The organism is Olleya sp. KJ81-1, from assembly GCF_055808135.1.
In genome coordinates this window covers 835329-861828 of record NZ_CM147854.1, presented here as the reverse complement: position 1 = coordinate 861828, position 26500 = coordinate 835329, and the positions used below count along the sequence as shown (strand labels likewise).

The following is a 26500-nucleotide window of genomic DNA, read 5'->3' as shown; positions in this document are numbered from 1 at the left end:
AAAAAAATAAATTTTCTATAATTTAACAATTAAATTTAACTTTTAAACCAAACTGTTGGTTATATCTAACAAGGTTTCAATTTTAGCCTCATCATAAGCATCTGGATGTGCTGAAGCAAAATGACCAATACTTTCACCTTTATCATTATCAAAATACTTACCAGAAGCGTCCTTATAAGCATCAGATGTTGCTAAATCGTATAAAATATTCACACCTTTTTCTGCTGGAGACCAATGTTGGCCATAAGCTTCTTTTGCCATTTTAGTGTTTAATAACGATCCTGGATTTACAGCAATTGTTGTAATATTTGGGTGTTGTTTTGCAAAATGGAAACTCCACATGGTTAATGCTAATTTACTTTGCGCATAAGAATCGCTTGCGTTAATAGAAACCTCTCCTGTTAAAATACCTTTCTTCACTGTGGATTGAGCAGCAGAACTTAAATTTACCATTCTTGTTTCTGTTCCTTTTTCTAAAACTGGTAAAATATTTTCAGTTAATACATAAGGCGCCAAATAATTAACAGCCATTCTAATATCTAAACCAGCATCTGTTTTCACTGAAGCGGTTTTAAAAATTCCTGCATTGTTAATTAAAATATCCAAACTTGGGACTTCGCTTTTAATTTGTTCAGCAAGTTGTTTTACAGCATTTAAATCTGAAAAATCTGCAACAAATCCTTTTACATTCTCGTTGTTTGATGCTTCTTTAATTTCTGCAACTACGTTGTTAACTTTAGCTTCACTTCTACCGTGAATATAAACTGTATTGCCTTCTTTGGCTAATTTTAGAGCGGTTAGTTTACCTATTCCGTCTGTACTTCCTGTGATTAATATTTGTTTATTCATGATGTTTATATTTTTTTATTGATAAGAATTCTTATTCTATCTTTTTTCTATTACAAAGTTACTATGAATTTGATTGCTTTATAAGTAGTAAAAATGGTTGTTTAGGTAATTTTCAAGGTTTGTTTTATAATAACAAAAAAAATGCCTCTAAAAAGAGGCATTTTAAACTACTAACCAACTAAATGGATTTTATAAAAACCCATAAATTTTTTAATTCTCAACGACTACTTTTCCAATAGCTTTTCCGCTTGCTAAATGTGCATAAGCATCGCCAACTTGTTCTAATGAAAATTGATTTTCATCTACAATTGGAGTTAAGTGACCTTCGTTAGAAATTTTAGCTAATTTTTCTAAAATATTACCATGATTTTCTCTATTGAAGTTATGTAACATTGGAATTAACATAAACACCACGTGTAACGATGCACCTTTAAAATGCAACGGAGTTAAATCTATTTCTAATAAAGAAACTGTTGTAGAAATGTGTCCGTTTAAGGCAACCGCCTCCATAGAGTTAGTCAGGTTTGGACCACCAACTGTGTCAAAAACCACATCAAAACCACCATCTGTATATTTAGCAGTATAATCTGCTACTTTTTCAGTCATGTAATCAATAAACGTAGCACCAAATTTTTCAACGATTGCTTTTTGATTATCTCCAGTTCCTGTTGCAAAAACTTCTGCTCCAAAGTACTTCGCTAATTGCACTGCTAAGTGACCAACACCACCAGAACCACCATGTACTAATACTTTTTGTCCTGCTTTAACTCCTGCTCTAGTTAACCCTTCATAAGCTGTAATCGCTACTAACGGTAAAGCTGCAGTTTCACGCATAGTCAAGTCTTTTGGTTTGTGACCAATTAAACTACTATCTGCAACAATGTATTCTGTTAATGTACCAGGTAAATCTGCTAATCCACCAGCACAACCGTACACTTCGTCTCCAACTTTATAACCCTCTACTCCTTCTCCAACAGCTTCTACTGTTCCTGAGAAATCCATACCTAATAAGGCTGGTGCAGCTGGTGATAATGGTAAATCTGATCCCATATTTTTAATCATCATGTCAATAGTATTCACACTAGATGCTGCTATTTTTACTAATACGTGATTTGCTTTTACTTCTGGTTTTGCTATTTCTGATACTTCGAAATTTCCGTTTTCTCCGTAGTTGTTTATAAGCATTGCTTTCATATCTATCTTCTTTTATTTATTATAATTTTTATTAATTTACTGCTTGAATATCTATTACCATTTGTTCCCAATTCTTTTGGTTCTCATGGTCAAATTGCGCACCATTATCATCTGCATATTGAAAACGTTTTACAGCTGGTGTTTTACTTGTCGCTTGAAATAATTGATACGCTTCTTCTTTTAAAGCTTCTTTAATTGGTAAATCTATAGATGCGTATACTGCACGTTTAGAAGCTGCAATAGAATCTGCTGGAAATTGAGAAATACGTTGTGCTAAAGCATCTACATAAGCACCAATTTCATCAGCATCTAAAGCTTTGTTTATGGTACCGAATTTTTCAGCTTCATCTGCATCCCAATCTCTTGCACCTAAAATAATTTCTAGTGCTTTTCCTAAACCTGCTTGTCTTGCCATACGAGAAGCTCCACCACCACAAGGTAAAATGCCCATACCTACTTCCATTTGCATAAACTTCGCTTTTCCTCTAGCTGCAAAACGCATATCTAAGGCTAATGCCATTTCGTGTCCACCACCTCTTGCAAAACCTTCAATTTTTGCTATGGTTGCTTGGGGTACATTGCTTAATCTTTCTAATATAGCTTGTAAGTCTAATAACTGAATTTCGTTTCTTGGAACTGCTTCTGTAGATAAATCTTTTAATAAATCGGTATCATAATGACATACCCAATATCCTGGATTAGACGATTCAAAAACTACAACTTTTACGCTTCTATCACGCTCTAATCGTAAACATAAGCTGCTTAAATCGGCTAACATTTCTTGTCCCTGTACGTTTACTGGTCCGAAGTTAATGTCAACTGTTAAAATTCCTCCGTTTTGTTTTGCTGTAAATGTTTGAAAGTTCTTGTAGTCCATAATATCTTATTTTAAATTGTTTTGTGTGTGTATTAATTACACTGCAAATTTAAAATAGAGATCAAGGTTTTATTTGGTAGAAAACGAAGCGGTATTAGTAAAAAATAAGGTTTCTGTATGAAATTATACTAAACTTGCCCTAAAAGCACTTAAACCTGTGCCTTTATAGCTTTGAAAGGTTTTGTTTAAATGGCTAGAATCTGTAAAACCAAGTTCTGATGCGATTTCAGAATATTGCAAATCGGTATATTTTAATCTAGTTTCAACAAGCTTTAATTTATAATTGATGATGTACTTTTTTAAAGAAACATCTGTATGTTTTTTAAAGTATTCACTGATGTAATTATCTGCCATATGAAATTCTTCTGCCAAACTTTTAGTAGATAGTAAGTCAGAATTATAGATATTAGAATGGATATAATTGATGATTTGTTGAATTTTAGAAGATTTTATTTCTTTTACAGAATCTGATCCATTGATAAACTGAATATTTCGTGCAATTAAATGTAAAATAACGGACAATGAATTCTGAATAATAAAAATATCGAAAGAGTGTTTGTTTAAATATTCGGTAGCCACCATATTTACTAAAGCGACTAGATGCGAACGATCTGCTTCGGTTTCAAACTGCATTTCACGAAGTTCGTGACTTTCACTATTTAAGATTTCTTCTATTTTACGAAACCAATCGTTCACAGGAAGTGTTTCGTTTTGTGAAGTCGTATTTCTGAAAAAACTCTTTAAAAACTTAATAGCTACAGTTGTTGTTGCTGTTTCGGGATTAACAATATAAATATCATCAGGAATAAATACAAAAATGCTATTGGCTGAATAATTTACCGTTTTACCATTAATTTTTATGGTTCCTGATCCTTTTTCAAAATAAACAATTTCAAAAAAACGAATGGTTGTGTATTTACAAAACTCAAAAAAAGTTTGTTCCTGATATTTCGCAATCACAATGTTTTCGATAATCGTTCTGGCCATAATATTTTTATTATAAAGTTACAACTTATTTAAAATAGAAAAAGCCACAGTTTATCGTGGCTTTTTCCTGCTATTAATCAATAATTAGGGATTCAATTATTAATATATTTATTATCTAAATGAAACACCTTCAGCAATTGGTTTAAACCTAAAAATATAAAAAGGTTTTGTAGATAAATCTTTACCATCATTAAAAGGAGCTCCTCTGTTTACTTGCGCTGCAGAAACGTACATATAGCCATCAACATGGTTGTAACTTACACCGTCTGGCCATACCATATTTTTATCTTGTACCATTGTTTTTACACTACGGTCTTTGGCTAAAACTACAGCAACACTTTTGGTTTCTAAAGCAGTTAAATATAAGTTACCTTCTTTATCGATAGACATTCCGCCATTGTTTGGTTTGTCTGAGTAGGTTTCAATTTTGCTATCTAAATCAGCATCTGTGAAATCTTCATTTACTAAATCCAATGTTTTAATTCTATAGATTTTTGGTCCGTTTAACGGTCCGTAATAAATGTATTCAAAATCTTTATCTGCTGTAATTCCGTCATTACCAACCAATAAATCCTTACCGTTTACTGCCAAATGCTTACCATCAATTATTGTTGGTGTGTTTTCTGGTAGTGTAGATCTTGTGCCTTCTAAAACACGACGCGTTTTACCGGTTTTCATATCTACGATAATAAAAGCTGCTTTGCTCCCATCACCACCATTACCAATACCTTCATCTGCAATAATAAAATAACCATTCTTGGTATCTACCACCATATCATTAGGTTGCGCAATGGCTGGCACACTAGATTCTGGTAAGTAATATATGCGCTCTAATTTGTCGGTTTTTGTATTCCAACCTACAATTTTAGGCGTTACGTTATTACGCTGCGCCATATCTATCATCCAGATTACACCATTTTCATCATTACGAATTCCTAAAACATTACTCAAGTAATTATCGTCGGTATCTCTAGGTGTGTTCCATTGCAAATTAGGGAAAGGTCTAGTTATATTTGTCTTTTTATCAAACTTTACTACTCTAATTTCTGGTCCAAAAAATGGATGATGACTGTACACTAAATCGCCATCATTGGTGAAAGCAATATTACCTACTGCTTGGTCTACGGTTGTATACGTTTCTACTTCCGTTAACGTATTTTGTGCTTGTATTGCCATAACCGAAGTGATTAAGCTAAGTAGTAAACTTATCCTTTTCATAATTACTTGACTTTAAAATCTCCGTTACTACGAATGTAAATCACAGTTTCTTGATCTGTAGTAATAATAGATTTAGAATCTTCTTCGACTCCAAAATAAGATCCAGGCGCTAATTCATTTTTATCTCCTTTTTTAGAAAACTGGTGTGTTAATCCTCCAGAAATAACAACAGCTCTAAAATTTGGACTCAAATTTTTAATTTTTCCTTTAAAACCTGCTGGTAATCTTAAAAGCGTTGCACGCAGTTGATTCTTTTCGTGACTTCCCCATAAAAAAGCAGTTTCTACATTACTTTTTGAAGCTACCCATTCTATATCGTTGGCATTTAACCAAACCATATTCGATTTATCTACATTTACTGGACGCTCTCCATTATCAAAAGCTTCTGAAGTTGGTTGTACCAAATACGGTCCTTCTTGAATATCTAAAAACGCCATATTTTCCTGATCATCTGCAGCAGTTATATGTGCTTCACCTGCTGGTTGTTGCCAATAGGATCCTGCTGGCAACCATTGTTTTTCGGCTTGTTCATCATCATTATGTAATAAACCGTGAATTACTACTCCACGATAGGTAATGTTGTGAATGTGTGGTGGCGAAGAAAATCCTTTGTTGAATTTCACTAAAAAACCCGCAGGTTCGTTTTTGGTACGATCTCCCCAAAGTTTTCCGGCAGCTGGACTTTTATCGCCTCGTAGCGGATTTAACCAACCCCATTCCACATTGTCTGCGGTTACTACTTCGTTGACAGATTTAATATCGTCTGTTGTTGGTGTCTGCGCGTTTGCAAAAATTCCAGTGACTAATGCTAATGCGAGTAAGATATTTTTTTTCATTTTGTTCTATGTTTAAATTAATGATGTCAGTTCGAGTGAAATTCTTTTTCAGAATTTTGTATCGAGAATTTTTGATTTTATGACTTCTCGATACAAATTTCTTATATCTTCAATCAAAATATATTTTGATTTTCAATAACTCAAAATTCACTCGAAGTGACGCGCTAATCTTGTTTTTCTGTCTTTTTTAAATAATCTGGTAGCTCTTTAGATAACCAATCTTCACGCACAGGAACGTGCACATCTAAATCTACAGTTTCTTCTAAAGCCCAAAATTCGTGAGGTACATTTTCAGGAAAAACAATCACTTCTCCTGCTCCAACTTCTACAAATGTTTCTTTTCCGTCAATAATGGTTTTTATTTTAACCTTACCAGACATAATATAAGTAATTTGCTCGTTTGGGTGTTTGTGCCAAGGAATATGTGCGTCTTTTTCTAAATTGAAAATCGTCATTTGTCCTTTTTCTCCGTGAAACCATTTGCGTTTTATGCCTTTCCCTATGGTTTCCGATGCCATATCGTCAAAATTGAAATGTTGCACTTTTGAAGTGGCTACAGAATCTATTGTATTTACTTGTGCATTTGCAGTATTACTGGCAAATATTGCAGTTACAGCTAGTGCTGCTAGTGTGTTTTTCATTTTTATATTTATTAAATACGTCAGTTCAAAAGATTTTTTTAAAGTCATTAGTCTCGAAAAGCAAGCGTGTACCTAAGTTCTCGATACATTTTTATTTCCATTCTATTTCAATAAAAACACTCGAAGTGACATTGTTATTTATTGATAGTTAGTTTGTCAGTTCGAGTGAAATTCTATTTTCAGAATTTTGTATCGAGAACCATTTTTATCTATTAGGCTTCTCGATACAAATTTCTCGTACCTCAAAATTCACTCGAAGTGACGTAACATTGTTATTTGACTCATAGAGCCTAGAATCCTTCTAAAACAATTTTACCTTTAGCTTTTCCTGTTTCTAAAAAAGCGTGTGCTTTTCTAAGGTTTTCAGCATTGATTGTTCCGAAGTTTTCACCTAGGGTTGTTTTAATGGTTCCGTTATCAATTAATTGGGAAGCTTTGTTTAAGATATTGTGTTGCTCAATCATGTCCTCCGTTTGAAACATAGCACGTGTAAACATTAACTCAATATGCGTAGAAACTGCTTTACCTTTGAAAGGCATCACGTTTAACGATTTTGGATCGTCAATAAATCCAAATTTACCTTGTGGTTTAATCAGCTTTACAATTTCATCTACATGATGCTCTGTAGCATTTAAACTAACAACATATTCTGGTGCAGGAAGGTTGTATTTCTCAAACTCTTCGCTCAACTTATTTCTGTGATTGATTACAGTATCTGCACCCAATTCTTTTAACCAAGACGTCGTTTCTTCACGAGAAGCCGTACCAATAATGTTTAATTTTGTCAGCTTTTTAGCTAATTGTACTAAGATAGAACCAACTCCACCAGCAGCACCAATTACTAAAATAGATTTGTTGGCATCGTCTTTAGACACTTGCAATCTATCAAACAACATTTCGTATGCTGTAAGTGTGGTTAATGGTAAAGCAGCAGCTTCAGCATAGGACAAGCTTGAAGGTTTTTTGCCAACAATACGCTCATCTACAACTTGAAATTCTGCATAACTCCCTTGACGTGTAAAATCTCCTGCATACCAAACTTCATCTCCAACATTAAACAAAGTAACATCTTCACCAACTTCCTTTACAACTCCAGTAGCATCCCAACCAATTACTTTCCAATCATCACCTTCTACAGGCATATTGGCACGTACTTTATAATCTGCTGGATTTACAGAAATCGCTTTAATTTCAACAAGAATATCTCTTCCTGTAGCTTTTGGTGTTTCTAATGCTATGTCTTGTAAAGAATTTACATTATCTATTGGTAAATTCTCTTTATATCCTATTGCTTTCATCTGACAAAAAATTTGAAATTATATTATTGTGAAAGTTTCGCTTTCTGGTAATCTAGATTTTGGTGTTTTATCCGTAGCATTGAAATCAGATTCTGCATGATATCCTAAAGACACAGCGACTAATGATGTATATCCTTTTTCTCTTAATCCGAATTCTTCATCTAACGCTTTTACATCGATTCCTTCCATTGGTGTCGCATCAATTCCTAAACTAGCAACACCTAATAAAAAACTACCAATATTTAAATACACCTGTTTTTCCATCCAATGTTGTAGGTCTTTTAAATCATACTTGTGAATACCTGCAAAAGTTTTGACAGCACCTAGAAAACCATTTTTGATATCTTCATTAGGGAATCTACCATCCTTATCTTCCCTATCTGCAATATGTTGGTAATACTCATCATCTGCATCAATTTTTGAACAAAATAAAACTACAGCTGAAGCATTAGTTACTTTAGGTTCGTTAAAACTGAAAAAGCCTTGTGTTCCTTTTGCAACACGCGCTTTACCTTCTGTCGTTTCAGCAACTATAAAGTGCCAAGGTTGTAAGTTGACGCTTGAAGGACTCATTCTTAGTAGGTTTTTGATTTCAGCCATATCTGCATCAGATATCTTTTTGGTTGCATCGTACTCCTTAGTTGTGTATCTCCAGTTTAAAATTTCTTTTAAATTCATTTGTATGTGTTTTTATGAGTTGATTAATAATTACTCTGCAAAGGTATATACACATACTTCTTTTTTTAGTGTACAAAAAAAGGTAATACAGGTACAAAAAGAGGTTTTTTAAGGGTTTTTTCTTAAAATTTTCATAAAACGGGTAATAAACAAGGTTTTTTTACGCTTAAACGTACATTAAGTAAATGTTAAACCTTTATTAATACAATGTTTAAAAATTTTAAACAATCCACCTGAATGTAAGATTTATCCTAGGTGATATTTGTTTTGCTGTTTTTGGAATTTTATGTTTCCAATTTTCTTGTGTAGCGCCTTGCATTAATAGTAAACTGCCATTTGCCAAAGGAATATCTACACGTTTTAAATCCTTACGAGAGACGTGTTTTAGCTGAAAAGGTCTTGTTGCACCAAAAGTGACAGAAGCAATAACAGTATTTTTACGTTGGGCTCCTTTATAATCTTGATGCCAATCTACACTGTCTTTTCCGTCACGATAATAATTAAGCAAACAACGTGTAAATTTGATGTCGACTTCTTTTTCAATTCGGTTTTTTATGAATAACAAATCGTCATTCCATAAGTGCATTTTACTTTTGGTGTTGGTGTACTTAATGTCTTTACTAATATCACCATACCAAGCGGTAAGCCTTGGATAATCTACCAATTTACCGTGAATCGTAATCTGTTCTTGTTGCCAAGGTGTGTTTTTCAGTAAATTTTTATATAACGTATTGCTTTCTTCTATACTGAAGAAATTTTCGAATAAAATAACATCTGCTCCAGGTAAATCGTATACTCTTTTATGGACTTCTTCTGTAGAAAATAAATTTGTTTGATTGAATAAATCCATAATAATCTTATTCTAAATTATTAGCTTTTAGTCGTTTTTTCCTTAAATCCTGTATAAAAAAGCCAAACATAATAATGATAAAAAATGAAAACGGTAAGGACGTTATAATTAATAAACGCTGCACAGCCTCTAGAACATTGACATTGGCTTTAATGTTTCCTAAAAGGATTAAAGCAATGGTTGCTAATAAAATGAAAACAGACCAAATAACACGATGTGTTTTACTTGGATTTTTAGAGCCTTTATCTGTAAACATACTCAACACAAATACAGCAGAATCGACCGAAGTGATTAAAAAACTAATTAATAAAAATATAGAAGTGATGTTTAAAAATGTAGCAAATGGATACTGCTCGAAAAACACAAAAATAGATGAGAATACATTCCCGAATTCGTTATTATATGTTCCCCAAGTTTCAATTAAATTGAATGCTGAAGCGCCAAAAACAGAAAACCAAAAGAAGGTTCCGATAGACGGAATAATTAAAACACCTAATAACAATTGCCTAATAGTTCTTCCTTTAGAAATACGTGCAATAAAAATGCCTGTAAAAGGTGCCCAAGCTAACCAAAATGCCCAATAATAAAAGGTCCAACCGGTTAAAAACTCTAAACCAGGATTGTAATCTCCAAGCGCCAAACTAATTGGTACAAAGTCAATAATATAATGGTATGTTACTGTAAAAAAGGAAACCAAAATACCTTTAACATCACTAGTAAAAAAGATGAAAAACAGAATAACCAAAGTGACAATAATATTTAATTTTGAAAATATTTTAATCCCTTTATTTACACCTTGCCAAGCAGAATAACAGGCAATTGTTGCGATTAAAACACAGAGAATTATGGTTGTAGTTATCCCAAAATTAGCATTAAAAACATGATTTAATCCGCCATTAATTTGTGTGGTTCCTAAGCCAATTGCTGCTATTAATCCAAAAATTGTGGTGATAATCGTTATAATATCTACACTTGCTTTTAAGGGTTTATTTTTAATACGATCTTCGATGGTGGCACTAATTCTGACTTTCTTTTTTTAACATGCAAAGCATAACCAACAATAACTGCAAATAGTCCGTAAAATGCCCAAGCTGTAATTCCCCATTGATAGAATGTAAATTCTAGCGCAAGCGTTTCATTAGGTAAATTGGATTTAAAAGGTGGGTTTTGTTGCATAAAAACAGGCTCTTGCACTGCTCGTAACAAAATACCAGATCCCATTCCTGCACTGTATAACATGGCAATCCAAGACCAAAGCGAGTATTCTGGTTTGGTGTTTGGTTTACCTAGTTTTATTTTTCCGTATTTAGAAAAAGCAACCAATAACAATGCTAAAACACAACCAAAACCTAAGTATAAATAGAAATATCCAAAATAATTTCTAACCCATAATGAAGCGGTTTCAATTGCATGATAACTTGCTTCTGTAGCAAAAAACACAATTAAAGTGCAAATAAAAATGATACCTACAGAAATAGATAAAATAGAATGTTTTTGAATGTATTTTAAAAACAAATGGATATTTTTTTGTAAAAATAGACATTTCTAGGTGAAATCGATTCTAGAAATTCAAGGTTTTAAGGTAGATAAAAAGGAAAATTATGTATCTAAAAAGGTTTGAATAGTGAATTAATAGTTTTTAAATCAATAATTCTCTAGATTTGTACTTGATTATCCATAAAACATATCATTATGCAAGTATTAGAAGCCTATAAACCTTTTGAAATACAAGAAATAGAATTAACAGAATGGAAACAACGTCCTGTTAAAAACAACTTTTTTGAATTGGTTTTAATTAAAGATGGCGAAGGTACGCAGTGTATTAATTACAACGATTACAACTATACAAAAAACAGCATGTTTTTGTTACCACCATTAAAATGCCATTCTTTTACTATTGAAAAACCGACACGTTTTGTGTTTTTAAAATTTACAGATTCGTTTTTTAAAAATGTAAACAGAATTACTATTGATAGAAACGAATGGTTTAAAGAAGCTGCTTACATACTCTCTAATTACAACCAATTACCAGGAGATATTATTAAAAATGAAATGGACAGGAACCATTTAAACAGCCTAGTAACTATGATTTTACAAGAATCTAGAAATTATGGTGAAGAATCTGTTAACCTAGTAACTAGTTTAATGACAAGTGTTTTAGAGTTGTTAATACGAAATATAAAAAAAGGAAGTTATTTTGAAGTTCCTAAAAATAATTCGGATGATAGGATTACAAAAATGCTAACTTATATTAATGAAAACATTGATAAAACTGAATTGCTTAAAGTTGAAAATTTAGCCGATGTTTTTATGATGTCTTCTACTTACGTAAGTGAATATTTTAAGAAACAAGTAAATATGTCTTTAAGAGAATATATTATTAAAGCGAAGCTGAAATTAGTTGAAATACGCTTGTTAAATTCAGATTTCACATTAACACAAATTGCAGACGAGCTTGGTTTTACAGATGTTAGCCACTTATCTAAAACGTTTAAGCGTTACGCAGGTACTTCTATACGTGAGTTTAAAAATAATGGTGAGTATATGTTGTTAAAACGCGGTAGTTGCGCGCCAACTATTAGAGCCTAACGAGTAGTTAAGCTATTAATTCCATTTTTTTAGATTCGCGTATTAAAGCAGCAGCCAAAACGGTTGTTGCATCAATAATTAAGCTGTCTTCAATTTTTTGATATTGAATAGCAAGCGGAATTTCAGTACATCCTAAAATTACAGCTTGTGCGCCTTTTCTAGATAAATAAGTTGCTGCCATACTTAGGTTTTCTTTTGCTTTTTCGTTTACCGGATTTGAAAATGCTTTAATTCCGTAAGATGTATCATAAATTGAAGGATGCACAAATAAATCCTGAATATCTTCGGAAGGTTGAATGACTTCAATATTGTATTTTGCTAGAACTTCAGGATAGACTTTTGCTAAAATAGTTCCTGTAGTTCCTAAAACACCAACTTTGGTAATTTCTGGATGCTTTGTAGAAATATGAAGCCCAACTTCTTCTATTAAATTAACTAAAACACAAGATTCTGGTATACTTTTTTCAATTAAACTTAAAATTGGTTTAGCGTGTGCTGTATTGCACGGAATAGCAATAATAGACGATCCACTAGCGATTAAAGACGCAATAATTTCTGCTATAGCAATACCAGGATTTATTTCAGTTTCGCCTAAAAGATATTTAGTTCTGTCAATAATTTTATGAGGCACAGAGAGCATTGACACTGGTAAATGATCTTGATCTGAAGTCGCTTCGGTTAAATCGTATACCTTTTTAATTAAGTCAATACCAGCGTAACTACCTACACCACCAACTATACCAATCATTTTGTTTATCATCATAAGTTCTTCTTATAAATTATAAAAGAATAAGACGCCAAATTAAAGCTGTTTAAATCAAATTTTATCTAAAATAAATATTAAACTTTAAATTTATTTAGTTTTAGACTGATTATAAATTAACAAAACAGGTATATGTTGATAATCATTTAATTATATTTGAATGTAATCTATTACATTTTGTAATGTTTAAAATTAAACCTTCTTTTTTTGACATCCTTTTTTTATTGCTGTAATAGCAGTATTGATTATGAGTGTCTCACTTACATCTAAAAAAGATTTGATTTATATCTCTCCTATAGTTATTCTAATTTTAATTTGTAAATATGTAAGTGTTACTAAAAAGAAAGCCGATCCTAAATTTTTACTAGCTTTACTGGCTTTTCTGGTTTTAAATATAATTAGTTTTTACGCTTTTAATAAATATTTTAATACCATTAGCTTATTAACTTCAGGATACCTTATACTTTTTACCTTGATTTTAAAAAAGTATTTAATAAAAAGTAAATTAAAATCTTATCTGTCATTATCTGTTATACTTGGCGTTTTTTTAGTTGGATATGTAATTTATGCAGTGGTAGATTTATTGATTGATCAAATCCCGAATTACAACATAATATTCATGTTTATTTGTGCGTTGTGCTTATTTATTTATGCGATCACTTTTGCTATGATTTATATTAGTGATAATTACCCTACTGGTACAATTTTGTTAGCCTCAGGTGTAGCCACAATTTTCAACCTTGGCTTATCTCCAATCAATGAATATTTTCTTTATAACGAAATTTTCACCTTATTAATATTGTTTTGTCATTACTTGTCGCTTTATCTTTTTATGACATTTATTTTAAAAACTAAAGTTGTCAAAGACAATGATATTTCTAGTAAATATTTTTAATTATAAACAACTGTTTTTAAAACTATTACACAATCCTACTTAACTAATCACTTAATATAATCGAACTTGTGAAAACAGTAGTTTTTAATCAGGTTTTCAACATAATTTATCTCTTATATTTTTATAAATTTTAACGTATTTTAATATTTTGGTATAGCTTTATGCTATACATTTGCCGACTTAAATAAATTATCAAGAATCTCAATAAAAGGAGATAGCAACCTGCAATAACAAGCAAGGTGCTAAATAGATAAGCCAAGTATTTGGAACAAATGTTAAATCATATGTCTTTTATTTGCTGCTATTTCCTTTTAAAAATGAAAAGGAAACATGGCAAAGTCAAAATCAATTACTCCAAAATTTTCAGCATTAATACCATTATTCGTATTTGTATTTACGTTTTTAGGTGTTGGAATTTATCAAAACGATTTTTACGCATTACCAGCTCCAATTGCTGTTATAGTAGGTATAATTGTGGCATTTTTAATGTTTAAACAATCCATAACCTCTAAAATAAATACGCTGCTTAAAGGTTGTGGTGATGATAAAATATTAACCATGTGCCTAATCTATTTATTGGCTGGTGCATTTGCAACTATAACTAAAGCTACTGGAAGTGTAGACGCTATTGTAAATCTTGGATTGGATTATATTGCTATACAATACATCTATTTTGGCGTGTTTATAATAGCAGGTTTTTTATCTGTATCTACAGGTACATCTGTTGGTGCAATAGTTGCATTAGCTCCAATTGTGATTGGTTTTGCAGATAAAAGCAATGTAGATTTAGGGATATTATGTGGTGCATTACTTGGTGGTAGTATGTTTGGAGATAATCTTTCGGTAATATCAGACACAACTATTGCAGCAACACAGTCATTAGGTTGTAAAATGAGTGACAAGTTTAAGCAAAATATTAAAATCGCTTTGCCTGCAGCTTTAATCACTATAGGTATTTTAATTATACAAGGTTTTGGATTAAAAGCTGTACCGACAGATGCTATTACCTACACCTACTCCATTATAAAAATCACGCCTTATCTATTGGTTATCCTACTTTCTATTATTGGTATAAATGTATTTGTAACGTTGCTATTAGGCGTTATTGCTGGTGGACTATTAGGAATTATTTATGGAGATTTCACATTAATAGAGTCTACTAAAATCGCATACAACGGTTTTACCAGTATGACTGAAATCTTTTTGTTATCTCTATTAACAGGTGGATTAGCTGCTTTAGTGGACAAAAATGGAGGGATAAACTATATTCTTAGTAAAATTAAAACTTTAATTCAAAGTAAACGTTCTGCACAACTAGGTATTGCTGCATTGGTTGGTACAATTAATATGGCAATTGCTAATAATACAGTTTCTATTATAATAGCTGGTCCAATCGCAAAAACAATCAACGATCAATATCATTTGGACAACAAAAAAACTGCTTCTATTTTAGATATTTTTGCTTGTATTATTCAAGGAATCTTGCCTTATGGCGCACAAGTCTTAATGATACTTAGTTTTGCAAATGGTAAAATTGATTATCTAGATTTAGTTGCAAACACCTGGTATTTAGCGTTGTTATTCATTTACACAATCATTTATATTAGCTTTAAGCCTTTACGTTTACGCTAGTGTTACTATGATTTGATCTTTTGGTTTTATACTTAAATCATCATAAATTAAATCTTTGTTAAAAAAAGAATGAACATTCATTTTTGCATATCTTTGCACAAGAATTTAAACAGAAATGGCAAAACTTCAAAAAAGTATAGATAAACGTAACGCATTGGTAAAGGCGACAATCGAGTTGGTTAACAACAATGGTTTTCATGCGACACCAATGAGTAAAATAGCAAAAATGGCTAATGTCTCACCTGCTACAATCTATTTGTATTTTGAAAATAAACAAGATTTAGTAAATAAGACTTACGTCGAAGTTAAAGCAGACTACACAAAATATGCTTTTGAGACTTATAAAGAAGATATGCCTATTGAAGCTGGCTTTAAACTAATTTGGAACCGTATTGCAGACTTTAAATTAAAAGAAAGTGAAAACGCAATGTTTTTAGCACAATGTGATAACACTCCAATGATTGACGAGATAAGCAGACAAGAAGGTATAAAACACTTACAACCACTGCTGGACCTTTGGGAACGCGGAAGACAAGAAGGTATTATTAAACCTTTATCTGATTATTTACTGTACGCCTATGCTATAAATCCATTATCGTTTTTAATGATTACCCAAAAACGTGGTGTTTTTCAATTAGATAAAGCCCATTTAGAAGAAGCCTATCAATCTGCTTGGAGCAGCATAAAAGTTTGTAATTAAAATGAAAAAAACAGCAATTATATTAGGTGCAACAGGTTTAACTGGAGGTATTTTACTTCAAAAATTAATTGAAGACAAAGACTACTCCAGCATAAAATTGTTTTCACGATCTAAAATAAAAGGATTACCTAGTAAGGTAACTCAATACATTGGAGATTTATTAAAACTAGAAGATTTTAAAGACGATTTTACTGCACATCAAGTGTTTTGTTGCATTGGTACAACTAAAAGTAAAACACCAGATAAATCACTTTACAAAAAAATAGATTACGGGATTCCGGTTGCTGCTGCAAAGCTTGCTAAAGCTAATGGTATAGATACATTTGTAGTTATATCTGCAATGGGAGCCAATGCAAAAAGTAACATATTTTATAATAAAATTAAAGGCGAAATGGAGCAAGATGTCCTAAATCAAGACATCAACCGAACCTTTATTTTAAGACCTTCATTAATTGGAGGCCAACGAGAAGAAAGACGTACGCTTGAAAAAATAGGAATCTCAATTTTTGAAGCATTAAAACCGCTATTTATAGGTTCCTTAAAAAAATATAAAATTATTGAACCAGAAACTATTGCTCAAGCCATGTTAAACCTAGCTAATAGCACCAATCATGCTAATACTATTATAGCATCAGATGCAATACAACGCATTACTAAAAACAACTAAAACAAACATTGAATATATGGAATTATTAGATAAATTAAATTGGAGATACGCAGCTAAAGCCATGAATGGCGAAAAAGTAGCAGAAGATAAAATAGAACGTATTTTAGAGGCTGCACGCTTGGCTCCCACGTCTTCAGGATTACAACCTTTTGAAATATTTGTGGTAAAAAACCAAGATATTAAAGAGCAAATTAGACCAATTGCTTGGAATCAATCTGTAATTACAGACTGTTCTCACCTTTTAGTATTTGCTGCTTGGGACCATTATACACCAGAGCGTATTAATTATATGTTTGATTTAACCAATGATATTCGTGGTTTTAAAAACGAAGGTTGGGAAAATTACCGACAAATGTTATTAGGTATGTATCCTCAAAAAGATCCAGAAGAAAACTTTATTCACGCATCAAAACAAGCTTACATTGCATTTACTGAAGCGTTAACTGCTGCAGCTTTTGAAGGTGTGGACGCAACGCCTTTAGAAGGTTTTGAGCCAGATGCTGTAGACAAAATTTTAGGCTTACGCGAAAAAGGATTACGTAGTGCTGTTTTATTACCAATTGGTTACAGAAAAGAAGAGGAAGATTGGTTAGTAAATCTGGTTAAGGTTAGACGACCTATGGATGAGATTGTAACCGTTATTGAATAATATAAAACTTAAATGAAATTGAATATGAAAACGATAGTATTAAAAAGCAGACCTGAGGGACAACCTACACTTTCTAATTTTGAATTTGTCCAAGACGATAAATCGTTAACCATAGCTGATGGAGAGATTTTATTAGAAGCAGCTTATGTTTCGGTAGATCCTTATTTAAGAGGACGAATGAATGATGCAAAATCTTACGTTCCACCTTTCAAATTAAACGAGCCTGTACACTCTGGTGTTGTGGCTAAAGTTTTAGATTCTAAAAACAAAAAATTCCAAGTTGGAGATTACGTTTCTGGCATGCTAAATTGGTCAACACAACAAGTGTCTAATGGTGAAGGTTTAAATAAAGTAGATCCTGAAAAAGCTCCTTTAAGTACCTATTTAGGTATTTTAGGTATGACAGGTTTAACTGCTTATTTAGGATTAACCGAAATAGGAAAGCCTAAAGCAGGCGAAACCATAGTAGTCTCAGGAGCTGCAGGTGCTGTTGGTAGTGTTGTTGGACAAATAGCAAAAATATTAGGCTTACGCGTTATTGGAATTGCTGGTACAGATGAAAAAATCGAAATGCTAAAAAGTAAATTCGGTTTTGATGAAGGTATCAATTACAACACCACAAAAGACATGAAATCTGCAATTGCTGAAGCTGCACCAAACGGAGTGGATGTGTATTTTGATAATGTTGGAGGACCAATTTCGGATGCGGTTTTATTCAGTATAAATCAATTTGCAAGAATTATAATTTGTGGTGCCATTTCGGTTTACAATGAAACCGAATTACCTACTAGCTTAAGCGTACAGCCATTTTTAGTAAAAAACAGTGCCTTAATGCAAGGTTTCATTGTGTCTAATTATGCCGAAAAATTCCCAGAAGCCATCCAAAAATTATCAGGTTGGTTAGGTGAAGAAAAATTAACCTATACCGAAACTATCGTTGATGGTTTTGATAATATTCCTCAAGCTTTTATCGATTTATTCGAAGGTAAAAACAAAGGAAAAATGATAGTAAAAATATAATAACCAAAAGAAAAAGAAGATGAACAATTTTGAATTTAAAAACCCAACCAAAATTATTTTTGGAAAGGATACGATAGAACAATTAAAAAATGAAATTCCTTCAGACGCAAAAGTATTATTACTTTATGGTGGAGGAAGTATTAAGAAAAACGGAATTTACGATCAAGTAAAAACTGCTTTAGCAGACGTTAATGTTACTGAGTTTGGAGGTATTCCTGCAAATCCAGAATACGCAACATTAATGGACGCTTTAAAAGTTATTAAAGATCAAGACATTACGTATTTACTAGCAGTTGGTGGTGGATCTGTAATTGACGGAACTAAATTTTTATCTGCAGCTGCTGTTTACGATGGTGATACACCTTGGGATATTTTAACTAAAAATATCAGAACTGAAAAAGGAATGCCATTTGGAACTGTGTTAACCTTACCAGCAACAGGATCCGAAATGAATTCTGGAGCAGTAATTACACGTGAAGAAACTAAAGAAAAATTAGCAATGGGAGGACCTGGTTTATTTCCAGTGTTTTCAATATTAGATCCACAAGTAATAACGTCTATTCCAGAACGTCAATTAGCAAATGGTTTAACAGATGCTTTCACACACGTTTTAGAACAGTATATGACGTATCCAATTGGAGCGTTATTACAAGATCGTTTTGCAGAAAGTATATTACAAACTTTAGTAGAGGTTGCTCCAACAGTACTAAAAGATCCTACAAATTACCAAGCAGCATCTAACTTTATGTGGAGTTGTACTATGGCATTAAACGGACTTATACAAAAAGGAGTACCAGGAGATTGGGCAATCCACATGATGGGTCACGAGTTAACAGCTTTATTCGGAATTGATCATGCACGTACGTTAGCTGTAATTACTCCAAGTCATTACAAATATAATTTTGAAGCTAAAAAAGAAAAATTAGCACAATATGGAGAACGTGTTTGGAATATTACTGAAGGTAGTACAGACGATAAAGCCTATGAAGCTATTGCTAAAACCGAAGCATTTTTCCATCAGTTAGGTATTGATACTAAATTATCTGACTATACTAAAGACTATGAAGGTACTGCTGAAGAAGTTGCTAAACGTTTTAAAGCTAGAGGTTGGAAATTAGGCGAGCGTCAAGCTTTAATGCCTGAAGATGCAGAAAAAATTGTAAAAATGGCATATTAAACATACTATCATTTTTGGGTGTAGTTAAAGTGCTATAACAGCAAAAATTCTAAGGTTTTTAACTGCACTCAAACTGATATTATTATTATTATTAAATATACTCAGTAATATTAAAATGAATTTAATAAAAACATTAGCCTTAACGCTAACCATTGTTACAGCAACTAGCTGTAAGGATAAAACAGCTTCTAAAAGCGTTTTAGAAGTAAAAACAGAAACTAAAAAAGAAAAAACTATGAACGTATTATTTGTATTAACATCTCACGATAAATTAGGAGATACAGGAAAAAAAACAGGATTTTGGGTTGAAGAATTCGCAAATCCATATTACACATTAGTAGACAAAGGTGCTAAAATTACTATTGCTACTCCAAATGGAGGTGCAGCTCCAATAGATCCAAGTAGTGACTCACCAGATGCTGCTACTGAAGATACTGAGCGTTATAACAAAGATGAAGCAACACAAGCATTAATTGCTAATACACATAAATTATCAGACATGAATGCTGACGATTTTGATGCTGTATTTTATCCAGGAGGTCATGGACCATTATGGGATTTAGCAAACGATAAAACGTCAATCGCTTTAATCGAAAAATTTAACACACAAGAGAAGCCTGTAGCATTTGTATGCCACGCTCCTGCTGCATTAAAAGATGTAAAAGGAACAGATGGAGAACCATTAGTAAAAGGTAAAAAAGTAACAGGATTTACAAATACAGAAGAAGATGCTGTTGGTTTAACAGAGGTTGTTCCATTTTTAGTGGAAGACATGCTAAGTAAAAATGGTGGAATCTACTCTAAAAAAGAAGATTGGGCAGCTTACGCTATTCAGGATGGTAATTTAATTACTGGACAAAATCCAGCATCATCTGAGTTAGTTGCTGAAAAATTATTAGAAAGCTTAAAATAAGCTTCGCTTTAAATATTAATAAAAAAGGTTGTCCATTTGGACAACCTTTTTTTGTTTGTAATTTTATGCCAAAATAAATCTATTAGATAACTTAACCTTTTCAGTCCTTTGTTTAAATAGATCTTAAATTTAGCGCATAAAAAAAGGCTGCCTTTTTAGGCAACCTTTTTCTTGAATTGTACTGAATATATATCTTAGATAACTTTTACGTTAACTGCGTTTAATCCTTTGTTTCCTTCTTGTAAGTCAAATTCAACCTCATCACCTTCTCTAATCTCATCGATTAATCCAGAAATGTGTACAAAATGATCTTTGTCTACTCCTTCTTCAGTAATAAAACCAAATCCTTTTGTGTCGTTGAAAAACTTTACTGTACCTCTACTCATTGTAATGTAATTTATTTATTAATACTTAATATTATGCAAGTATAGTGCCATTAATTAGATAATGAGTTATAATTCTCATTTATTATTTGATTTTCAATGAAATAAAAATTAATATTTATGTAAAAAAACGAAATAACTAATCGTCATCTTCATCAAAACCAGGCAATTCCAAAGCTTTTACAGATTGTATTGCATTTCCAGCAATACCTTTAATAGAGCCATACATATCTATGGTATTGGTCACTACTTTCTCGATTTGCTTCTCTCTTTGCTTCCAAATACGTTGCATCGATCGTTTTTCACTCTCTAAATCAGACTTCATTTGTGTAAAACCTTCCACAATTGCTTCAATTTGCATTCTAAAGGTGTTACTAGTTAGGTAATCATATAGTAAATCCATTTTATCACCTTTATTTTCTTGTGTGATAATGGCGTTATTAACTTGTAAAATCCCTTCTCTTAACACAGCACACAACCCTTTAAACTCGTCGTAATTACAAATCCAAATACCATCCTTTAAACCCATTCGGTCCATATCTGATGGCATGACCTCAGTCACTAATACACCAATATTGGCTCCTCGATCTCTAATGTCTGCTTTAAATTTTTCTATCCAGCTAGGCTGAAAATCTTTTGTACGTTTACTCTCGTAGTAAATAGTACCACAGTTTTGTTCTGTTCTAGTATGTACAATTTGGATACAATCTCCACCTCTGGCACCTTTTTTAATTTCCTCGATAGTATCTAACGGAAACTGAGCTGCTAACCACTCCTCTATTGCTAACTCTTGCACTTCACCTTGCAGTTGCATAGAGCCTTGCTCCTGCTTACGTTTCATTTCTTCGGTTAGCTTTTTCTGGTCTTCCAATTGCTTTTGCATTTCTTTAAAACGCAATTCGTTTTTGTCTTCCTCAGATTTTTTAATCTTCTCTTTTTCAGCTACTAGAATTTCGTTCAGCTTTTTTTGTGCTTCCGCCTCAGCAGCTTCTTTAAGTTCGCCTTTTTCTCTTTTAAGCTTTTCAATTTCTGCTTTAGATCGGTTTAACTCTTTAACCTGCTCAGACTTTTCGTTTAATTCCTTTTGTAAAGCTGCAAACTGGTCAGATTGCTCTTCCTTTAACTTAAGCTTTAGCTTTGCTTCAATTTCTTTTTTATCTTCTTTAAGCTGATTTTCTAAACGTTCTTGAAATAACACGTTCTCGCGCTTTTTCTTTTGTTCAAAATCTAATTTTTCTTGTTTTAATTGCTCTTGCTGACTCTCGTATCGTTTTTTCTCGGCAGCAATTTGCGACTGATACTTTTGTTTTATTTCCTCTTCTAATTGATGCGATAAAATATCTTGAACATCTATGGAAGTCCCACAATTAGGACATTTTATTTGATTTTCGTTTTTCATTTTAATTCAATTTTTCTCTTAAAATAGAAGTATATAGAGATTTTTTTCTACTTATAAACCACTAAAAAAGACTATAATTATGATACAATAAGAACTACAATAATTATAGTTGTTTAGAAAAATTAAAACTACAAAATACATAGGGATTTAAACAAAAAGGATTGAATTAAATTTTAAACTAATTCCTTCTGATTTTTAAATGTGAGTGATTCATGTTATCCAAAATTTCACATTAAACCAAAAAAAAGACCAAGCTTTTCAACTTGATCTTTAGTATACAATAGCTGTAACGCTATTATAATTTATTTGCTATTATTCAACATTATAGATTTAGAATTTACAAACTCTCTGATACCAAATCCACCATGTTCACGTCCATAACCAGAGTCTTTAATTCCTCCAAATGGCATGTTTGGATGTGCTAATCCGTAAGAGTTAATGTTTATCATTCCAGTATCAAAATGGTCTTTTGCTAATTGGATGGCTTTGTCTTCATCTTTACTAAAAATTCCGCCTCCAAGTCCAAAACGACTGTCGTTAGCTATGCGCATAGCATCTTCGTTATCTTTTGCTTTAATTAGTGAAGCAACAGGTCCAAATAGCTCGTCACTATATGCTGGTTGTCCTGGTTTTACGTCACCTAAAACGGTTGAAGGATAATAATATCCTGTAACCTCAGGTATTGTACCACCACATAAAATGGTTGCTCCATTAGTAACACTGTCTTCTACTTGTTGGTGAATTTTGTCTCTTAAATCTTTTCTAGCCATAGGTCCTAATTTTGAGTCTTTGTCCATAGGATCGCCAAAATTAATGTCTTTCATTCCTTTAACAAACGCGTCTTTAAACTGGTCGTACACCTTGTCTACCACCACAAAACGTTTTGCTGCTACACAAGTTTCTCCGTTGTTATACGTACGTCCTTGTATGCTTGTTTGTACTGCTAAATCAATATCGGCATCGTCTAATACTAAATAGGCATCATTACTACCCAACTCCAAGACTGTCTTTTTTAATGCTTTGGCTGCTTTTTGTGCTACGTACTCACCAGCTTTAGAACTTCCTGTTAGCGTTACACCTCTAACTGCTTTATGTTCGATAATTTTATCAGATGTTTCGTGATCTATAATTAAGACTGTAAATAGGTTTTTTGGTAATCCTGCTTTTTCAAAAACGTCTTTAAGTTTTAGTGCAGAACCAGTCACGTTTTTAGCGTGTTTTAACAACACTCCGTTTCCTGCCATAAGATTAACTATCGCATAACGAATGGCTTGATATAATGGAAAATTCCATGGTTGAATACCATAAATAACGCCTAAAGGTGCTTGTTGGATGATTCCTTTTCCACCATTTTCCATGGTACGTACTTCATCTTGTAATTGTTTGATACCTTCAGTTGCTGTGTATTCACAAATTCCAGCACAAAGCTCGATTTCGTCATGACTTTGGCTAACTAATTTACCCATTTCTTGAGTCATTAATTCGGCATATTCATCTTTAACCTCCAATAGCGTTTTACCAACTGCTTTAATAATGGTTGAACGATCTTCTAACGATTTTAGTTTCCAATCTAAAAAAGCTTCATAACAATTGTCCACAGCTTTAATAGCTTGGTCTGCTGTCATGTATTCGTAATGTTTTATTGTTTGTTCTGTTGCTGGATTAATCGTTTTAAATCCTTTATCTGTGGTATTACTCATGTAAATTTATATTTAAGTTAGTGATACGCTTAGCAATGTCCAAGTCGGACTGTAATATGAATAAGCGTGCTTTTAAAATGCCTTTAATAAAAGGCTAATCGTGTTGTAGGATTATTTTTTTAATCCTAAGGTTTTAGGCTTCTCCTCTAGCAGGATAATCTGCTTTTAGTATGTAGTCAATACCACCTAAAACATCATTAAAACTTGGTCTTCCAAATGGCATGGATTGGATAGATTCCCAATACACGGTTTGATCTGGAGTTATTAAAAATAGTCCAGGTTCTGTAAATAATTCTGGTTCGTCTTTAATTCCTGAAGAAATAAATAATCCCCATTTTCTAGCTTCGTCAATTGAAAAATCGTAGCCTAACGGAATGTTTGAAATGTCCCATTCTTTATGTGTTGCTTTTGCGACGTCCTCTGTATCCGAACTAATGGCAATAACATTAACACCACGATCCGTAAACTTGTCTAATTTTTTTTGAAGTTCTTCTAACTGACTTTTACAAACAGGACAATGTTTACCTCTATAAAATAATACTAACGTGAAATTTTCTGGCGACTGATCGCTTAATTTCCATGCTGTATTGTTTACTAATTTGATTTGTAATTCTGGTGCTTTTTCTCTTGGTTTAATCACAGCTTTTATGTTTTTATATTAATTAAATAGTGATGTGTTTTAAACACTAATTTTTAATTAATGGTTTGCATTTGTTTTACACAAAGGTCAGAAAAAAGGTAGCTTTACTTGTTACACAATTATTGTTGTCCTTTACAATATTGACACATTAGTCCACTATTACGCACCTAATATTAATCCTTAATAAAGGTATTAGCATAGGTTTTTGTAAAATGTGCACCATACAATAGTATTAAGCTAGTATAAGACACCCAAAGCATAATTAATATTATAGAACCTGCTGCTCCATAGGTGGATCCTGGTTGCATGGTATTAAAATATATAGCTAAAAGATATTTACCTAATAAGAATAGTAGTGTGGTTAACAATGCACCTACCCTAACCGACTTCCAAGAAATGGTTGCAGATGGTAAAAACTTAAACATAGCAGCAAATAATACGTAAATGAATCCAATAGAAATTATAAAGTCAAAAGCAAACAGGTATTCCACGACATTATCCGGAAGAAAGCGTTGTAATTGATTGCTAAACGTACTTAATAATGAGGTTAGTAAAAAACTAGTTAGCAGTAAAAAACCAATAATTAATATAAACCCAAAGCTTTTAAGACGACTAATAAGGGTTGCTATAAACCCATTGGCATAATCCGCTTCATTATCCCAAATTTTGTCAAAAGCAGCTTGAAGCTGAAAAAACACTCCTGTTGCACCATATAATAAGGTTGCAATACCAACAACTGTTGTAAACAACGATGTGGTTTCATTACCACGACCAACTATCATTAGTCGAATAGTTTCGGCAGTGTCAGGACCTATGGCTTTAGCGATTTCATCTAACAATTCACCTTGTACAATATCACGTCCCCAAACAGATCCAACTAAATTTAATATGATTATAATTAAAGCTGGTAAGGATAAAATGGCGTAATACGCAACGATTGCGCTACGTTGGAAGGGTTCGCTTTTATACCAAGACTTAGCTGTGGTAAACAACAGTTTTGGTAAACTTGCAAGTTTAAATGTTTTTGTGGTTGTCATGATGGTATTTGGTTATAAAACTACAAAAGCCCAACATGGTTAGTTGGGCTTTATTAACTATAGGCAATACTAATTTATGATTGTTCCGTTTGCTCTAAACTCGACATCCTTATTTTTACCTTTTTGTTTAAACTCTACGTCATAGAATTCGCCTTTTGACGCACTATCAACATGCTCTACTTCGGTAATGTCTTCACTACCATATTCGTTTTTAATAATGTCTCTGATAGCTTTAGGCAAGTCGTCTTTTTTAATACTAGATTCGGTTTCAATCCAATTTCCGCTAGGACTAAAATCTGCTCTATATTTTTCGCCATTTTGTTTAAATTGAGCTTCATAGTTTCCGTTAGCATCAACCTCCCAATCTGGATTATTTTCGTTTGGATACTTAGCTTCAAATGCTTGTTTAACAACCTCTGGAGTTTGTCCTTTAACTGTATTTTGACAACTAAACGCGATAAGTGCGATTAGGGCAAATTTTATGTTTTTAAATGCTTTCATAATTTATTGGTTTATTAGGTTAATAGATACGACTTCAATTTCGCTGTAGATGTTATCCTCTGTACTTTGTTTTACAGTTAAATTAAAGGCTTTACCAACGTGTTTATTGGCTTCTAGATTATAATTATTTAAGGTTTTACTTGCGTTAATATCTTCAATAATAATTGTGTTATCTTTTATATCTGTGAAGTAAAAAATTCTTCCATCATAGCCATCATAAACGACTTGTTTTGTAATACCTCTATCATCAATAGTATTAACAGCATTAGAGTTTACTACTATTGTGGAAGCAAAAAATAGACTGAATAATATGCTTATTAGCTTCATAATTTTAGTGTTGAATGGGTTACTAATTGTTATACTACAAAGATTGATATAAACACCACTTAATCCATTATACAATTATC

At 32.3% G+C, this 26500-nt stretch carries 29 protein-coding genes and 1 riboswitch; of the genes, 9 read left to right on the top strand and 20 right to left on the bottom strand.

Going from position 1 to position 26500, the window contains the following annotated elements; all coding sequences use genetic code 11:
- Positions 1-42: 42 nt before the first annotated feature.
- The 12 genes from AC0L3M_RS04015 to AC0L3M_RS03960 form a co-directional block, all read right to left on the bottom strand.
- Positions 43-849, bottom strand: coding sequence for an SDR family NAD(P)-dependent oxidoreductase (locus AC0L3M_RS04015; RefSeq protein WP_473431920.1), 807 nt, complete (start codon positions 847-849; stop codon positions 43-45).
- Positions 850-1059: 210 nt separating this feature from the next.
- Positions 1060-2043 (bottom strand): zinc-dependent alcohol dehydrogenase family protein, encoded by a 984-nt coding sequence (locus AC0L3M_RS04010; RefSeq protein ID WP_473431919.1) that lies wholly within the window; start codon positions 2041-2043, stop codon positions 1060-1062.
- Positions 2044-2074: 31 nt separating this feature from the next.
- Positions 2075-2920: an enoyl-CoA hydratase/isomerase family protein gene (locus tag AC0L3M_RS04005; RefSeq protein WP_473431918.1), complete on the bottom strand. Its 846-nt coding sequence runs from the start codon at positions 2918-2920 to the stop codon at positions 2075-2077.
- A gap of 123 nt (positions 2921-3043) precedes the next feature.
- A complete protein-coding gene (locus AC0L3M_RS04000) occupies positions 3044-3907 on the bottom strand; it encodes an AraC family transcriptional regulator (protein WP_473431917.1) in 864 nt (287 codons plus the stop codon).
- A 111-nt stretch (positions 3908-4018) separates the two neighbouring features.
- Positions 4019-5125: an L-dopachrome tautomerase-related protein gene (locus AC0L3M_RS03995; RefSeq protein WP_473431916.1), complete on the bottom strand. Its 1107-nt coding sequence runs from the start codon at positions 5123-5125 to the stop codon at positions 4019-4021.
- A gap of 2 nt (positions 5126-5127) precedes the next feature.
- Positions 5128-5961, bottom strand: a complete 834-nt coding sequence (locus AC0L3M_RS03990) for a DUF4437 domain-containing protein (protein ID WP_473431915.1) — start codon at positions 5959-5961, stop codon at positions 5128-5130.
- Positions 5962-6125: 164 nt separating this feature from the next.
- Positions 6126-6602: a cupin domain-containing protein gene (locus AC0L3M_RS03985; RefSeq protein ID WP_473431914.1), complete on the bottom strand. Its 477-nt coding sequence runs from the start codon at positions 6600-6602 to the stop codon at positions 6126-6128.
- Between the two features lie 290 nt (positions 6603-6892).
- On the bottom strand, positions 6893-7900 hold the full coding sequence (locus AC0L3M_RS03980) for a zinc-binding alcohol dehydrogenase family protein (protein ID WP_473431913.1): 1008 nt from the start codon (positions 7898-7900) through the stop codon (positions 6893-6895).
- 18 nt (positions 7901-7918) lie between these two features.
- Positions 7919-8578: an oxygen-insensitive NAD(P)H nitroreductase gene (nfsB, locus tag AC0L3M_RS03975; protein WP_473431912.1), complete on the bottom strand. Its 660-nt coding sequence runs from the start codon at positions 8576-8578 to the stop codon at positions 7919-7921.
- A 220-nt stretch (positions 8579-8798) separates the two neighbouring features.
- Positions 8799-9428: an alpha-ketoglutarate-dependent dioxygenase AlkB family protein gene (locus tag AC0L3M_RS03970; protein ID WP_473431911.1), complete on the bottom strand. Its 630-nt coding sequence runs from the start codon at positions 9426-9428 to the stop codon at positions 8799-8801.
- 7 nt (positions 9429-9435) lie between these two features.
- Positions 9436-10380: a BCCT family transporter gene (locus tag AC0L3M_RS03965; RefSeq protein ID WP_473432470.1), complete on the bottom strand. Its 945-nt coding sequence runs from the start codon at positions 10378-10380 to the stop codon at positions 9436-9438.
- 26 nt (positions 10381-10406) lie between these two features.
- Positions 10407-10943 (bottom strand): BCCT family transporter, encoded by a 537-nt coding sequence (locus tag AC0L3M_RS03960; protein WP_473431910.1) that lies wholly within the window; start codon positions 10941-10943, stop codon positions 10407-10409.
- Between the two features lie 177 nt (positions 10944-11120).
- Between AC0L3M_RS03960 and AC0L3M_RS03955 the strand changes: the two genes are divergently transcribed.
- Positions 11121-12017 (top strand): AraC family transcriptional regulator, encoded by an 897-nt coding sequence (locus AC0L3M_RS03955; RefSeq protein WP_473431909.1) that lies wholly within the window; start codon positions 11121-11123, stop codon positions 12015-12017.
- A gap of 7 nt (positions 12018-12024) precedes the next feature.
- Here AC0L3M_RS03955 and AC0L3M_RS03950 read toward each other — a convergent pair whose 3' ends face one another.
- Positions 12025-12780: an aspartate/glutamate racemase family protein gene (locus AC0L3M_RS03950; RefSeq protein ID WP_473431908.1), complete on the bottom strand. Its 756-nt coding sequence runs from the start codon at positions 12778-12780 to the stop codon at positions 12025-12027.
- Between the two features lie 247 nt (positions 12781-13027).
- On the opposite strand from AC0L3M_RS03950, the gene AC0L3M_RS03945 reads away from it, so the two are divergent.
- The 8 genes from AC0L3M_RS03945 to AC0L3M_RS03910 all read left to right on the top strand — a co-directional run bounded on the left by AC0L3M_RS03945 (position 13028) and on the right by AC0L3M_RS03910 (position 20433).
- Positions 13028-13675, top strand: coding sequence for a hypothetical protein (locus AC0L3M_RS03945; protein WP_473431907.1), 648 nt, complete (start codon positions 13028-13030; stop codon positions 13673-13675).
- Positions 13676-13859: 184 nt separating this feature from the next.
- Positions 13860-13958, top strand: a riboswitch (SAM-I-IV-variant riboswitch).
- Positions 13959-14005: 47 nt separating this feature from the next.
- The gene (locus AC0L3M_RS03940) at positions 14006-15307 is read left to right on the top strand and encodes a Na+/H+ antiporter NhaC family protein (RefSeq protein WP_473431906.1); all 1302 of its coding nucleotides are present in this window, start codon (positions 14006-14008) and stop codon (positions 15305-15307) included.
- 115 nt (positions 15308-15422) lie between these two features.
- A complete protein-coding gene (locus AC0L3M_RS03935) occupies positions 15423-16007 on the top strand; it encodes a TetR/AcrR family transcriptional regulator (protein WP_292945518.1) in 585 nt (194 codons plus the stop codon).
- A gap of 1 nt (position 16008) precedes the next feature.
- Positions 16009-16674: an NAD(P)H-binding protein gene (locus AC0L3M_RS03930; protein ID WP_473431905.1), complete on the top strand. Its 666-nt coding sequence runs from the start codon at positions 16009-16011 to the stop codon at positions 16672-16674.
- A gap of 16 nt (positions 16675-16690) precedes the next feature.
- Entirely contained in the window at positions 16691-17323 is a 633-nt protein-coding gene (locus AC0L3M_RS03925) for an NAD(P)H-dependent oxidoreductase (protein ID WP_292945522.1), read from the top strand.
- 24 nt (positions 17324-17347) lie between these two features.
- On the top strand, positions 17348-18343 hold the full coding sequence (locus AC0L3M_RS03920; protein ID WP_473431904.1) for an NADP-dependent oxidoreductase: 996 nt from the start codon (positions 17348-17350) through the stop codon (positions 18341-18343).
- Between the two features lie 19 nt (positions 18344-18362).
- Complete coding sequence (locus AC0L3M_RS03915) at positions 18363-19520, top strand: iron-containing alcohol dehydrogenase (RefSeq protein WP_473431903.1); 1158 nt, start codon at positions 18363-18365, stop codon at positions 19518-19520.
- Between the two features lie 115 nt (positions 19521-19635).
- A complete protein-coding gene (locus AC0L3M_RS03910; RefSeq protein WP_473431902.1) occupies positions 19636-20433 on the top strand; it encodes a type 1 glutamine amidotransferase domain-containing protein in 798 nt (265 codons plus the stop codon).
- A gap of 194 nt (positions 20434-20627) precedes the next feature.
- Here AC0L3M_RS03910 and AC0L3M_RS03905 read toward each other — a convergent pair whose 3' ends face one another.
- The 7 genes from AC0L3M_RS03905 to AC0L3M_RS03875 form a co-directional block, all read right to left on the bottom strand.
- Positions 20628-20819, bottom strand: coding sequence for a cold-shock protein (locus AC0L3M_RS03905; protein WP_145001677.1), 192 nt, complete (start codon positions 20817-20819; stop codon positions 20628-20630).
- 136 nt (positions 20820-20955) lie between these two features.
- Positions 20956-22215 (bottom strand): DUF2130 domain-containing protein, encoded by a 1260-nt coding sequence (locus AC0L3M_RS03900; protein WP_292945535.1) that lies wholly within the window; start codon positions 22213-22215, stop codon positions 20956-20958.
- Positions 22216-22517: 302 nt separating this feature from the next.
- Positions 22518-23915, bottom strand: a complete 1398-nt coding sequence (locus AC0L3M_RS03895) for an NAD-dependent succinate-semialdehyde dehydrogenase (protein ID WP_473431901.1) — start codon at positions 23913-23915, stop codon at positions 22518-22520.
- Positions 23916-24048: 133 nt separating this feature from the next.
- Positions 24049-24555: a peroxiredoxin-like family protein gene (locus AC0L3M_RS03890; RefSeq protein WP_473431900.1), complete on the bottom strand. Its 507-nt coding sequence runs from the start codon at positions 24553-24555 to the stop codon at positions 24049-24051.
- Between the two features lie 173 nt (positions 24556-24728).
- Entirely contained in the window at positions 24729-25592 is an 864-nt protein-coding gene (locus tag AC0L3M_RS03885) for a YihY/virulence factor BrkB family protein (RefSeq protein WP_473431899.1), read from the bottom strand.
- Positions 25593-25661: 69 nt separating this feature from the next.
- Positions 25662-26093, bottom strand: coding sequence for a PepSY-like domain-containing protein (locus AC0L3M_RS03880; protein ID WP_191098651.1), 432 nt, complete (start codon positions 26091-26093; stop codon positions 25662-25664).
- Between the two features lie 3 nt (positions 26094-26096).
- Complete coding sequence (locus AC0L3M_RS03875; RefSeq protein WP_473431898.1) at positions 26097-26420, bottom strand: hypothetical protein; 324 nt, start codon at positions 26418-26420, stop codon at positions 26097-26099.
- Positions 26421-26500: the final 80 nt, after the last annotated feature.